The sequence below is a fragment of the Mucilaginibacter sp. OK268 genome (assembly GCF_900103125.1).
Lineage (GTDB): Bacteria > Bacteroidota > Bacteroidia > Sphingobacteriales > Sphingobacteriaceae > Mucilaginibacter.
The window spans coordinates 679429-693333 of sequence record NZ_FNJV01000002.1 but is presented as its reverse complement, the minus strand read 5'-3'; the positions used below and the strand labels follow the sequence as shown (position 1 = coordinate 693333).

The 13905-nt window shown below is 42.5% G+C and carries 11 protein-coding genes; 7 read left to right on the top strand and 4 right to left on the bottom strand.

Going from position 1 to position 13905, the window contains the following annotated elements:
- The first annotated feature begins 784 nt into the window (after positions 1 to 784).
- Both BLR84_RS08665 and BLR84_RS08660 read left to right on the top strand, forming a co-directional pair.
- Positions 785 to 2572 carry an ABC transporter ATP-binding protein gene (locus tag BLR84_RS08665; protein WP_090466926.1) on the top strand — a complete coding sequence of 596 codons (1788 nt, stop codon included), beginning with the start codon at positions 785 to 787 and terminating at the stop codon, positions 2570 to 2572.
- 130 nt (positions 2573 to 2702) lie between these two features.
- On the top strand, positions 2703 to 3038 hold the full coding sequence (locus BLR84_RS08660; RefSeq protein WP_090466924.1) for a DUF3276 family protein: 336 nt from the start codon (positions 2703 to 2705) through the stop codon (positions 3036 to 3038).
- Between the two features lie 173 nt (positions 3039 to 3211).
- On the opposite strand, the gene sucC is transcribed toward BLR84_RS08660, so the two are convergent.
- Positions 3212 to 4444 carry an ADP-forming succinate--CoA ligase subunit beta gene (sucC, locus tag BLR84_RS08655; RefSeq protein WP_255366913.1) on the bottom strand — a complete coding sequence of 411 codons (1233 nt, stop codon included), beginning with the start codon at positions 4442 to 4444 and terminating at the stop codon, positions 3212 to 3214.
- 148 nt (positions 4445 to 4592) lie between these two features.
- Between sucC and BLR84_RS08650 the strand changes: the two genes are divergently transcribed.
- The 4 genes from BLR84_RS08650 to BLR84_RS08635 all read left to right on the top strand — a co-directional run bounded on the left by BLR84_RS08650 (position 4593) and on the right by BLR84_RS08635 (position 7862).
- Complete coding sequence (locus BLR84_RS08650; protein WP_090466920.1) at positions 4593 to 5258, top strand: ABC transporter ATP-binding protein; 666 nt, start codon at positions 4593 to 4595, stop codon at positions 5256 to 5258.
- A gap of 2 nt (positions 5259 to 5260) precedes the next feature.
- Entirely contained in the window at positions 5261 to 5560 is a 300-nt protein-coding gene (locus BLR84_RS08645) for a hypothetical protein (RefSeq protein WP_090466919.1), read from the top strand.
- Positions 5561 to 5626: 66 nt separating this feature from the next.
- Entirely contained in the window at positions 5627 to 6235 is a 609-nt protein-coding gene (locus BLR84_RS08640) for an HAD family hydrolase (RefSeq protein WP_090466916.1), read from the top strand.
- Positions 6236 to 6290: 55 nt separating this feature from the next.
- Positions 6291 to 7862 (top strand): S41 family peptidase, encoded by a 1572-nt coding sequence (locus BLR84_RS08635; RefSeq protein WP_090466914.1) that lies wholly within the window; start codon positions 6291 to 6293, stop codon positions 7860 to 7862.
- A gap of 73 nt (positions 7863 to 7935) precedes the next feature.
- Here the strand turns inward: BLR84_RS08635 and smc are convergent, their stop codons facing one another.
- Positions 7936 to 11478 carry a chromosome segregation protein SMC gene (gene smc, locus BLR84_RS08630; protein WP_090466913.1) on the bottom strand — a complete coding sequence of 1181 codons (3543 nt, stop codon included), beginning with the start codon at positions 11476 to 11478 and terminating at the stop codon, positions 7936 to 7938.
- Between the two features lie 181 nt (positions 11479 to 11659).
- On the opposite strand from smc, the gene BLR84_RS08625 reads away from it, so the two are divergent.
- Positions 11660 to 12073: a putative periplasmic lipoprotein gene (locus BLR84_RS08625; protein ID WP_090466911.1), complete on the top strand. Its 414-nt coding sequence runs from the start codon at positions 11660 to 11662 to the stop codon at positions 12071 to 12073.
- 161 nt (positions 12074 to 12234) lie between these two features.
- On the opposite strand, the gene BLR84_RS08620 is transcribed toward BLR84_RS08625, so the two are convergent.
- Together BLR84_RS08620 and BLR84_RS08615 are read right to left on the bottom strand one after the other, a co-directional pair.
- Entirely contained in the window at positions 12235 to 12708 is a 474-nt protein-coding gene (locus tag BLR84_RS08620; protein ID WP_090466910.1) for a hypothetical protein, read from the bottom strand.
- A gap of 349 nt (positions 12709 to 13057) precedes the next feature.
- Positions 13058 to 13849 (bottom strand): PhzF family phenazine biosynthesis protein, encoded by a 792-nt coding sequence (locus BLR84_RS08615; RefSeq protein WP_090466908.1) that lies wholly within the window; start codon positions 13847 to 13849, stop codon positions 13058 to 13060.
- Positions 13850 to 13905: the final 56 nt, after the last annotated feature.

Below are 13905 nucleotides of genomic sequence, written 5' to 3'. Positions count from 1 at the left end.
ACCAGGTTTTGCTCAATTATAATTACCGCAAACAAATGCCCATTCGGATAATGGAGAGCATGGCCATGGATTATAAGCGCTGACACATGACACAAATGCACTATACCCGTTTGAAAAGCCGGCAGAGCAATGAGAACTGCAGGACCTCCCCGCATTATCACAGACGGCAGACTCGCCGCTACCTCCTCCTTGAATGTTTTTGAGCTCGGCTCGACTCAATATCCTTGAACCGAGGTGTTGGAAATTTTTCATGATTTTTGTTTTAAAAAAGGTTATCGATTTATCAAATATATAATAATAACTAATAAATAAGGTGTAGTTTATTTGCTGACTAACAGTATTTTAGAAATAATATGAAGTGTTAATCGTATGGCAGGTTTATTAGCGGGTTTATTATTGGAAAATAGGATGTTTTTGAGAGTAATAGCCCATGATTAGACAGAACAAACAAATAATATCCAAAAAGGGGGTTGTCACCCTGAGCTCTGTCGAAGGGTGGAGCGCAGAGGCCTGCCAACCATGCTTCTACGGAGCTCAGCATGACACCCTTTTTTAGAAATGTCTACTCATAGGCTATTTCCTCCTAAGAGAGACTACTAAATATAAAGTGCAGGCAGGAGAGGCAGGGGAATTTAACCAGATCTGATGACCGGCTATTTTGTTACATCATTCCGACTTTTCAATTCAAGCACTCTGCCAACTTTTTAATACTTTTGATTAAAGGATATCTGGCAATGATATCTTTCGGATTTTCCGGCTCCCCGGCTATCCGGACAACATACATATGAAAGACCTTGCTTACCTTAATAAATTCTTTTACAAGTATCGCTGGCGGCTGATACCCGGTGTGCTGTTTGTGATCATCTCTAATATTTTCGCGGTGCTGCCGGCACAGGTGATCCGGGTAGCGTTTGACCTGGTGACCGAAAACATTGGTGCTTACCAGCTTTTTGCCGGTTTTAACAGGCAAAACATGATCTATGATATTTTTGGCAGCAGCCTGATGCTTTTTGGTGTGCTGGTACTGGTGCTGGCGCTTTTGCGCGGTTTGTTCCTGTTTTTTATGCGGCAAACCATCATCCTCATGTCGCGGCATATTGAGTATGACCTCAAAAATGAGATCTATCATCATTATCAAAAGCTATCACTCGCTTTTTATCGCCGCCACAATACCGGGGACCTTATGAACCGTGTTACCGAAGATGTAAGCCGGGTGCGCATGTACCTTGGGCCGGGCATTATGTACACTATTAATACGGTGGTGTTGTTTGTACTGGTGATATATGCCATGCTTACCGTGAATGTAAGGCTGGCTGTTCTTTCTGTATTACCCTTGCCTATACTGGCGGGTGTTATATATTATGTAAACAACGTGATCAATCAGCGCAGCGAACAGATCCAGGAGCGGCTGTCGGCCCTGTCGAGCTTTGTGCAGGAGAATTTTTCGGGTATCCGGGTTATCAAATCGTACGTACGGGAAGGCTTTGTACGCAAGAACTTTGCGGCAGAGAGCGAAAACTATAAAATACATTCCATGGACCTGGTCAAAGTACAGGCCATGTTTTACCCAACTATGCTATTGCTGGTGGGTTTAAGTACCGTAATCACCATTTATGTGGGTGGGGTTGAGGTGATGAAGGGTAATATCACATCGGGTAATATCGCGGAGTTTATTGTTTATCTGAACATGCTTTCTATGCCGGTGATATCATTGGGCTGGGTAACTTCACTGATCCAGCGGGCTGCGGCATCGCAAAAACGTATCAATGAGTTTTTGCATGAAAAACCGGAGATCATATCGTCCGATCTGCCGGTGCGTACGGTTGAAGGAGGCATCGCGTTTAGCAATGTATCATTTACCTATCCCGATACGGGCATCGAGGCTTTAAAAAATGTATCGTTCACGGTGGAGCCGGGGCAAATGGTGGCTATTATAGGTCGTACAGGGGCCGGGAAATCAACCATTGCCAATTTGGTGATGCGCATGTATGATACCACGGCCGGCGAGATAGCTATCGACGGTACTTCGGTAAAACAATTGAACCTGGAGGGCTATCGCTCGCAGGTGGGCTTTGTACCGCAGGAGGTTTTCCTGTTTTCTGATACTATTGCCAATAACATCGCCTTTAGCGTCGATGTGCTGAATATGCCTCTTGTAGAGCAGGCTGCGAAAGATGCCGCGGTATACAATAATATAGTAGAACTTGAGCAAGGTTTTGAAACCCTGATAGGAGAGCGCGGTGTTACTTTATCCGGCGGTCAAAAGCAGCGTGTATCTATAGCCCGGGCAATTTTTAAACACCCGCAAATACTGATCTTTGACGATTGCCTGTCGGCAGTTGATACCCGTACCGAAGAGGAGATCTTAAACAACCTGGGCCGGGTAATGCAAAACAAAACCAGTATCATTATAGCTCACCGCATATCAACCATAAAAAATGCCGACAAAATTTTGGTAATGGATAATGGTGAAATTATTGAACATGGCAATCACGATTACCTGATGCAACTCAAAGGAATCTACTTTGAGCTATACGAAAAACAATTGCTGGAAGAAGAGCAAGACGCCTGATTTTTTTGTGCAAACACAATAAAATGACGAAAATGTTTCAAAAAGTTCAATAAAATTGAATAAAATACTTGCACTTTCAAATTTTGATTTATATTTATGCCAACCAAAACTAATTACAGGTATATTCATTATGGGAGATTTTGACAATAGAGAGCGAGAAGAGGTTTTTTCAAAGAAGGTGAGAGCCGGGAAGAGGACTTATTTTTTTGATGTGAAAGCAACCCGTTCAAACGATTATTATGTTACAATAACTGAAAGCAAAAAACGTTTGGAGGACGGTGTTTTTATTAAACACAAAATATTTTTGTACAAAGAAGACTTCGAAAAATTTGCTGAAGGTTTAAAAGAAACCGTTGAGTATATCAAAGCAAACCAGGAAGTAGTTGAAAAACGCTACGAATACAGCGAAGGTACTGAAGTGGCTAAACCCGCCGGCGCCGACGATGATTTCTCATTCGAGATATAAAAGAGAACAAAACTAAACTAATACCATAAAGAAAAACCTGCTTTTACCACAAGCAGGTTTTCTTGTTTATGCCGTTTTCTATCGAAATCATTTTTAGCATAAATGCAAGGAGTGGGCATAAAAAAAGCGATGGGTAAAACCCATCGCTTTTTTATATTAAATACCAGCTTTAATTACAAAGCCAATACTTCTTTTACTCTTTCTGCAGCTTCTTTTAACAGGATAGCTGAGTATACTTTTAAGCCTGAATTATCGATCAGTGCTTTTGCCTCGGCAGCGTTGGTGCCTTGCAAGCGAACGATGATAGGTACAGGGATGTTACCAATTTCTTTATAAGCGTCAATAACACCTTGTGCCACGCGGTCGCAACGTACTATACCACCAAAAATATTGATCAGGATAGCTTTTACGTTCGGGTCGCTCAGGATGATGTTAAAACCGGCTTTAACCGTTTGCGCGTTAGCGGTACCGCCTACATCTAAAAAGTTAGCAGGTTCACCGCCGGCCAGTTTAATGATGTCCATAGTAGCCATGGCTAAACCTGCGCCGTTAACCATACAACCCACGTTACCGTCGAGCTTTACATAGTTAAGGTTTGATTTTCCGGCTTCTACTTCGGTTGGATCTTCCTCATCGGTATCGCGCATCGCAGCGTAATCCGGGTGACGGTATAAAGCGTTATCGTCCAAATTTACTTTAGCATCAACCGCTAAAATTTTATTGTCGGATGTTTTTAATACCGGGTTAATTTCAAATTGCGAAGAATCGGTAGCATCATAAGCTTTATATAAAGCAGTGATAAATTTTACCATATCCTTAAAAGCATCGCCGCTTACACCCAGGTTAAACGCTATTTTACGTGCCTGGAAAGGCTGCAGACCAACTTTAGGGTCAATTTCTTCTTTAAATATTAATTCGGGGGTTGAGTGAGCAACTTCCTCAATGTCCATACCGCCTTCGGTGCTGTACATGATGATGTTACGACCTTTGGCACGATCAAGCAGTACGCTCATGTAAAACTCTTTTGTTTCACTTTCGCCCGGGTAGTAAACATCCTGTGCTACTAAAACCTTTTTTACTTTTTTACCTTCTGGTCCGGTTTGCGGAGTAACCAGCTGCATACCTATAATGTTACCGGCAAGTTCTTTAACCTGATCATGATTTTTGGCCAGTTTTACGCCGCCACCTTTTCCACGGCCACCGGCATGTATTTGTGCTTTTATAACTACCCAATCAGACCCAAAGTCTTCTTTAATTTTTTGCGCAGCCGCAACAGCCTCTTCAGGATTGTCGGCAACAATGCCTTCCTGAACTCTAACGCCAAAGCTCTTTAATATAGCTTTACCCTGATATTCGTGAATATTCATGTTTTTTGAAGAATTTGCGGTAAATCTACAATTAAGAATTAAGAGTCAAGAGTCAAGAGTCAAGATTTTTCTCCTTTTAATATCATTAATATCAAGTTGTAAGTATCAACGTAGTTATTTGCAAGTGATGATGAAAAAATCTTAACTCTTGACTCTTGACTCTTGATTCTAATTTTAACTTTGTAAAATGCTTAAAGCTACATCTATCCATAAATCATACGGGCAGCTGCAAATATTAAAGGGTGTTGACCTCGATGTACAGCAGGGCGAAATTGTAACCATTGTTGGCGCATCCGGTGCGGGTAAAAGTTCACTGCTTAATATTTTAGGCACACTGGACAGGCCCGATTCTGGTCAGCTGTTTATTAATAATATCGAGCTGAGTAAATTGAGCAACCGGCAGCTGAGCGATTTTCGGAACCGCAAGATTGGCTTTATATTCCAGTTTCACCATTTACTGGCCGAGTTTACAGCTGTTGAAAATGTGTGTATCCCCGCGTTTATTGCTGGTACATCGCGTCCCGAGGCCGAAAAAAAAGCCACAGAGCTATTAGAACGCCTGGGTTTGGCTGATAGGGTGAACCATAAACCTAATGAACTATCGGGCGGCGAACAACAAAGGGTAGCCGTAGCACGTGCGCTGATTAATAACCCGGCCTTGATATTTGCCGATGAGCCCTCAGGTAACCTGGATTCGGTGAACGCGCTGGAACTGCATGAACTGTTCATCAAACTGCGGAAAGATTTTAATCAAACCTTTGTGATAGTTACCCATAATGAGGACCTGGCCAATTTGTCTGACCGTACAATTTTAATGAAAGATGGTTTAATTGCCGAACAACCCTTAGCCTAAACGTGAGTATATTAATAACCGCGGCCAATTCCGCACCTGCTTATAAATTAAAAAAACTGCTGAACAACGATAATGTGATCATGGGCGACCATATGGATCTGCCCGACTTTATGCTGAAACCGGGTAAGCTTATCCGTTTACCCGATCCAAAATCAACGAGTTATACGCATGAAATGCTTACCTTATGCCTGGATATGGGGGTCGAAACGGTTTACCTGTTTCGCCAGGCAGAGGTTGACTTGTTGCTGGAGTCCGAAACATTATTTAATGAGTACAATATAAAAATCCTGGTGGAGAAATAATGTGCGGATGTGCAGATATGCGGATGTGCAAATTATCCGCATCCTGACCAATGAACTAATGAACCAATGAACTATAGGGACATCGACGGGGGCAAAAGTGCTTTTATTTTTGAATTGGATAATGTACTTTATCCCGAAAAAGATTATTTATACCAGGTTTATTACCTGTTTGCCAATTTGCTGGAGTATACCGAATTAGTTGACGCAAAACAGACAACTGATATTATGGTTGATACGTATACATCCTTAGGTAAAGATGCTGTTTTTAAACAGGTGGCCGAAGCTTTCCCCATTGCTGAAAAGTACAGGGATAAATTTGAAAACCTGCTGATCACGGCCAAGCTGCCTTTAAAGTTGTTGTTGTATCAGAATATCCTGACGCTGATGCAGGAAATTGTTGTTGATCGTAAAAAATTGTTTATTGTAACCAACGGACACATTTCGCAGCAAGTAAATAAGATTAAACAAACAGAATGGCATGGTCTGGAAAAATACCTGGCCTGCTATTTTGCCGAAGAAACTGCCTTAAAACCCGAACCTGATGTTTTGCACCTGCTCATGCAAGACCATAATTTACAAAGAAGGGATATCATGATGATCGAAAACTCAGCAATTGACAGGCTGTGTGCCGAAGCTGTGGGGATAGATCATATCAACATTGACAATTTTTTATAACCGTACGTAACATAGTTGGTTATATGGCGTTTACAATTTATTAAACTGATCCTATATGAAAAGAGCTCTTTACTTAATATTTTTTTCTGCTGTGGTGGTTGTTTCGGCTTGTAAAAAAGACAATCCCAGTAATAATAAGCCTACCAATCCCAGTGATACCGCCTTAACAAAGTTGCAGCTTACCCAGGATTCAATTTATATGATAGCCCAGGAAGATTATTACTGGAATAGTTTTTTACCGGTGTATAGCATTTTTAATCCCAGGCAGTACACCAGTCAGAGTACAGATCTGCTCAACTTTAGCCAGGAAATTGATGCTTATACCCAGTTATCAAAAAATCCGGCAGATCATAACCTGCCTTATGAGTACGATCCTTTTAACCCGGGCAGCTCCAAGTATTCATTTATTGATGATGGTACCGTTAATGGCGAATTAAATGCCACCAAAGGCGATTTTGGGTTTAATTATTTTTATACCTACGCCAATGTGATCAGGGTAAGTTTGGTTTATCCGGGCTCGCCTGCAGCTGCGGCTGGCTTGCAACGAAGCGATCAGATTATTGGCATCAATGGGCAAACGGGTAACAGTATCTATATTACCAAACTTAATGACCCGGCTAATGATGCCGGCTATAAATTTACCAGTAACGCTATTAATAATGGCAGCACTATTACCCTACAGATCCGTAAGATTGATGGTACCGAGAAAACAGTTACCATGAACACCAAAAGTTATACAGTTAACCCGGTTGTTTATAGCAATACATATGCGCTTAAAGGCGGTAAAACTGCGGGATACATGGTGTTTAATAGTTTTATTGGCTTAAGCAACATACAGGCCCGTCTTGATTCCGTTTTTAGTGTTTTTGCCAGTAAAAATGTAACCGACCTGATCATCGACCTGCGTTATAACGGCGGCGGTGATGTAGAAACGAGTATTTACCTTACAAACCTTATTGCGCCGGGAAGCGTAACCGGGAGCGTGATGAACACTACCTATTGGACAGCCAATATGCAGAATGATAAATATCCTATTATACAAAAGAAACTGGGTCCGTTCCCTACAGGATATTTTAAGTCGACCAATGCCGCACAGATCGAAAAGTTTTCAAAAAAGGGGGCTGTTAACGTAAATCGCGTTTTCTTTTTGGTAACGGGTAATACGGCATCGGCCAGCGAGCTTACCATCAATAATGTGAAGCCCAAAATGGATGTTCGGTTAATAGGAGATACTACCTATGGCAAACCGGTAGGCTTCCTATCGAACCTTACGGTTAACGGGCATTATTTTTATACCCCGGAGTTCGAAACAAAAAACTCAAACGGTGAAGGTGGTTATTATATTGGCATGCCTCCTGTAGGTACTACTGCCACCGGTGGAGTATACCAGGGAAAACGGATACTGGAAAACATTCAGAATGATTTTGGCGATACCAATGAAACTTTGTTGGCCCAGGCCATAGGTTACATTGAAAACGGAGTGTACCCTACAAGTTCAACGCTAAAGATTCAAAGCTTATCTACCAATGCCATAACGATGAGCGATTACCAGCGAAGAGTACTTTCGGTGAACACACAATCGTCCCGTAAAAACTCTATGTTTCTGACGTTAAAAGGAAAGAAATAAGCACTGGAAATTAACTGCGCTGTCCGAAGTCAGAGACTTCGAACAGCGCAATATTGATTCGGGAAAGAAATAATTAATCAGCCAGTTCCCGGAGATCAACGGGAACCACGCGCGAGATACCTTGTTCAACCATAGTCACTCCGTAAATTACATCGGTGCTGGCTATGGTTCTTTTATTATGGGATACAATGATGAACTGCGAATCCTTGGAGAAGGTGCGGATAATGTTATTGAACTTATCAATATTGGTATCATCCAGCGGCGCGTCAACCTCATCAAAAATACAGAAAGGGGCGGGCTTCAACAGGTAAAGTGAAAATAGGATAGCCGTTGCAGTCAGTGTTTTTTCGCCACCCGATAACTGGTTAATAGATAGCGGGCGTTTACCTTTTGGCTTGGCAATAATGTCGATATCAGATTCCAGCGGATGGTTAGGATCTGTGAGTACCAAATCGCAGGAATCTTCCTCATTAAACAGCGAGCGGAATACTTTGATGAAATTTTCGCGCACCATGATAAAGGCCGTCATGAATTTCTCTTTGGCGGTATCATCAATCTCCTGTATGGTGGCCAGTAAGGAGGCCTTAGCTTCGCTCAGATCCTTCTTTTGTGCCTGGATAAAAGTATAACGTTCATTCATCTCGTTATAGGCCTCTACTGCCATTGGGTTAATGGCGCCAAAATCATCCAGCTGGCGTTTCAGTTTTTCGGCCCTTTCGCGCAGGTCATGTTCGTTTTCGTCTACAGGGGTTTCGGTTTCCGGCAGTTCCTCAATGTCTATATTGAACTCTACCGAAAGGCGCTCTTTCAGGGCGTTCAGTTCCAGTTTAAGGTTATTGCGTTCTTCACGCAGCTCGTTCTCAATAACCTCGCTGTTGTCTTTTTTACGGCGCAAGGCGGTTATTTCGTTCTCGTTTTCGGTGATTACACCGCGCCATTGGTAATATTCCTGTTCGGCCTGTTGAGTGGCTTTTTCCAGGTTTTCTTTTTGCTCATACATTTCCAGCAGACCCTCGTCGGAGTTGTCGGCCTGTTTCAGGTTTTCCTGTATGGCTATTTTTACATTTTCAAATTCGGCGCTGTTTTGCTTAATACGGCTTTCGAGGCTTTCCTGCTGGGTATCGCGGTAATCCAGATCTTTTACCAGGCCCGATACTTTATTTTGCTGCTGATGGAAACGGATATTCTCCTGGTTGTAAGCATTTGATTGTACCGATACATACTCGTTCAGCTCATTAAAGGCGGCCTGTTTTTCAACTAACAGATCGTTTTGGATCTGTTTTTGGGTTTTTAGCTCAGCCAGCAGGGGGTGCAGGTTTTGCATCTCCTCGGTAATGGTAGCTATTTTGCGGGCGATATCCTCCTTGCGGTTCAGGCTGTTCTCAATAAAGGTCTGGTATTGTTCCTGCCGGGTTTTAACCGTAATAAGCTCCGTATTTAAACGGTTGATGATCATTTGCTGTTCATTCAGCTCCGCGGTTTTGGTGGATGCCTTGAGGGCGGCCAGCTTGCTTTGCAGATCATCAACGCGGGTTTTTAAACCGTTCACCTGGTTCTCGATCCCTTTGATCTCTTTGGCCAGGTTCTCGAGGTTTTTGGCCCTGCCTATCCTTTTACCTTCAAACAAACCTACCGAACCACCGGCCATGGTATGTTTTGATTTATTGAACTTACCGCTTTTGCCAATCAACACTACGCCATCGGGCAGTTGGGCGTTATTGATCTGCTGGTCTTTATCGTCATCAACCAGGTATACATTTTTAAGCAGGTGGTTACACAGGTTGGTATAGCGTTTATCTACCTCAATCACTTTGAGCGCCGATACCGCGCCGGCGTTTTCAAACGCTGCTTCAGTTGGCGTTATTTCACCGTAGTTTTCCAGGATGAAGAAATGTGCCCTTCCTCTTGATGCGGTGCTGAGCAAATTGATGGCCTTTATAGCCTCATCATAGCTTTCAACCACATAATGATTCATCAAGGGTTCCAGATAGTTTTCAATGGCTACACGGAACTCCTCGCGGCAAAACAGCACATCGCTGAATAGCGGCGCGTTTTTGGCCCAGTCGGTATTTTTTTTCAAAAAGCGGATCGACTCCGGGAAACCTTCCAGGTTGTCGACCATACTTTTGGTGAGGTTGTATTCGTTTTGCTTGGCGTCCAGCTTGCGGCTTTCCTTAATAATGGTATCCTTTATCTCGGTAAGCTCCGTATCGGTTGTCGAGATCTGTTCTTTGAGCTTGTTTTCTGCCTCTAACGAAGCCTGGTATTCATCATCAAGCGTTTCCTTGCGGGTTTGCAGCTCGGCAACCACTTGGTTAAAGTGCGAAAGTTCCACCTCTTTGTTGGTGGTATCTTCCATATTGCGCTGGCTTTCCTGTTCCAGGGCCTGTTGCTGGATCTGTAAAATGTCAATATCCTTTTCGGCCTTATAAGCCTGGTTTTGCAACCGGGTATTGATATTGGTAAGCTCATTGAGCTCGTTACGCGCTTCGGTTTGTTGCTGCCGCAGCTCATCAACCGCTTCTTTCAAATCAGTTACCTTGCTTTGTATAGCCTGCAGGTTCTCGTCCTCCATAGCTTTTTCTTCGCTAAGGCGTTTGATGTTGTATAGTACGTGGTTCAGCTGGTTTTTATCTCGTTCGAGCTCCTCACTTAAGCGGGACTCTTTATCCTGCTGAAACTTAAGTTGTTCGTTCTTGATCTTCTTTTCGCTTTCGTAAGCGCGGATCTTGGATACAAACTCATTGGTGGTTTTTTGCTGAACCGACAGGTTTTTTTCTTTGGTAATGCTATCCAGCTTTTGTTGTTGCAGGGCAGCCTCCAAAGTATCTATCTGGGCAACAATACCGCCTTTTTCGGCTTTTTGCTGTTGCTCCTGGTCTTCAATTTTCTTTAACGATTCGCTGAACGATACAATGCGGAACGAAGCCAGCATAATGCTGAGCGTTTTATACTGCTCCTTAATGCGGTAGTAACGCTCGGTTTTTTTAGCCTGGTTCTCCAGCGATTTCAGGTTCTTTTCGATCTCAAACAACAGGTCCTCCACGCGCTCCAAATCTGCTTCAGTATCTTTAAGCTTACTAAAAGTTTGTTTTTTGCGGAGTTTGTATTTGGATATGCCCGATGCTTCTTCGAACAGGTTACGGCGCGAGCCCTCCTTGTTGGTAATGATCTCGTCGATCATCCGCAGCTCGATGATAGAGTAGGAGTCGGAGCCAATACCGGTATCCAGGAAAAGATCGGTAATATCTTTCAGGCGGCATTGCACATCATTCAGACGGTATTCGCTTTCGCCGGTACGGTAAAGTTTGCGGGTTAGCGTAACCTGCGAATAGTCGGTGGGTAGTACGTTTTTGGTATTATCAAAAGTGAGGGAAACCTCGGCTAAATTGGCCGCCTTACGGCTTTTGGTCCCGTTAAAAATAACGTTGTCCATCTTTTCTGAGCGGAGCATCCGGGTGCTTTGTTCGCCCAAAACCCAACGTATCGAGTCGACTACATTGGATTTTCCGCAGCCATTTGGCCCCACAATAGCAGTTACACCCTCATTAAAATTAATGGTGATCTTATCTCCAAAACTTTTAAAGCCCTTGATTTCTAAGCGGGTAAGCTGCATTTATATTATTGTGTCCGTATAAAAGATCGAACCTTCAAAGTAATCATAAAAAAATGATTTTATTAAACTTTTTTTGTGGTAGATAAAGATAACAGATCAGGAAGAGAAGTATCCTTTTCACCAGGTAGTGTAACCTGTATGCGGGATTAAATATTAAATTTGATGGCGATACCTATTCACTATGAAAAGATATTTTTATTCGTTGATAACTGTTATGCTGATGGCTTCCTGCAAATCCAATAAGGCAGGTAAAATTGCTAAAGCAGATACGGATTCGGTTAAAGCACAACAAACTGTTATGGTAGTCCAGCAACCGGAAACAGATCCGGCGCAGGATCTGCATGGTTCGTTGGCCAAAAAAATGTTAGGTTCGTGGGCCATAGATACTACCGACGGTGTTACGCTTATTATCGACAAGAAAAAATTCACCTACCCTGATAATGACACCTCTTATTCTTATAAATTCATCGGTGATTCTGTAAATATTAATTATGGCGATTTCAGGGAGTCTTTTAAAATGGAACTTAAAGGTAATGATTCTTTGTTGATGGGAAATATTACTAATGGGACGAGTGTGTTTGTTAGGGTTAAATAGGGAAGGGTTTTAACCTTTTTAATTTCACACGTCATTGCGAGGTACGAAGCAATCTCTATGCTATACAGAGCGGTTTTGAATATCGTAGAGCGCTCAATTGCCGCTAAGGCTGTTACTTTGTCTTGTTAGGAGACTATATGCCTGTTGGACCATGAGGGAAATTAAGACTTTCTTTTTGGGACTGCTTCCCAAATCCAATATAAATCATGTTGATGCAAAATCGGCGAAAAGCGGTTACAAATCTCAATTGAGTAATATACTGCAGCCAGAAGTGTGCCAAAAGCGATTAAAACTGTTAGCCAAGTCGTCAAAGTTTGATTCGCCCTTTGCGAGTTTTCGAGTGTTTCCAAGCGAGTATTTTCGGAAATACGACTAAGTATTTGCTGTTCGTACCCATCAAATAGCAAACCTTTTATTTTAATGATATAGATACGGGTGCCTGCATCATCGGCCGTCAGCATAATATAACCATCGTCAATTAATTGATCTAAGTATCTCTCTATCTCCACATTGGAAACCTCAAAGCCCTTTCCAAGCATCATCTCCTTGATGAAATGCTTGGCGATACCAACTTGTTCCTCTCTAAATAAGAAAAATAATGCGTCAAGTTTCTTTATTTGTAATTCTTCATCCATAATAGGGCCTATTGGTTCGTCTGTTCAAGTTATAAAAAAACCTTTACATCTATATCCAACACGTCTGCAATATTTTTTAGGTTAATCCGCCTATCCAGGCGTCCACGCCTAGATATAGTTTAGCGTAAGCGTGGACGCTTACGCCCATATGGGTTCAAGTGAGGACACTTGAACCGGCGGGGACAAAAATTCTATAAAGTCGGTTAACATAAATTTGACATAAAATTCCATAATTTATTGATTTTCAATTATATAAATCAATGTTAACCATGAAAAGTGTAAACCATGTAAACCCACTTTAGGCTTTACAAGTTACCCTAATGAACTAATGAACTAATGAACTAATGAACTAATGAGCAATGCTGATCTCACCCTTTAAATAGGTTACTGCTTTGCCGCTCATTTGTACGCGGTCGCCTTTGAGTTCGCACCAGAGTTCGCCGCGGCGGGCCGAGATCTGGTAGGCGTGCAGGCTGTTTTTACCCAGTACTTTTGCCCAGTAGGGTATCAGGTTGCAATGTGCTGATCCGGTAACGGGATCTTCGGGTATGCCTGCGCCGGGTGCAAAAAAGCGCGATACAAAATCGGCATTGTCGCCACGGGCGGTTACAATTACTCCAACGGTATCCATTTTTGATAGTGCGAAAAAATCTGGACTGATATCTTGAATATCCTGTTCACTTTCATAAACCAGGAAATAATCCCTCGACCGTAAAAAGGCCAGAGGTTGCTTATCGCCAAGGGCTTCGGCCAGTCCCATGGGTTGTTCAATAGGAATGGGTGGCCTCGACGGGAAATCCATGGTATATTTATCACCGTCTTTTTTTACAGTCAGTGTGCCCGCTTTTACGGTTTCAAAATGTAGGGTATCACCTTCAAAACCCAGTTCGGTAAATAATATATGTGCCGATGCCAAGGTGGCATGGCCGCAAAGATCAATTTCATATTCGGGGGTAAACCAGCGTAATTTGTAGCCGACACCTGTTTTTACGAAAAAGGCGGTTTCGGCCAGGTTGTTTTCGATGGCTATTTTTTGCATCACAGCATCGGGCAGCCACTCCGTAAGCGGACAAATAGCCGCGGGATTGCCGCCAAATAATTTATCGGTAAACGCGTCGGCCTGGTATATGGGGATGGTCATAATTGATATTCTGATGAAGCTAAATTACTTTTTTATTATGTGAATATTAAATCACA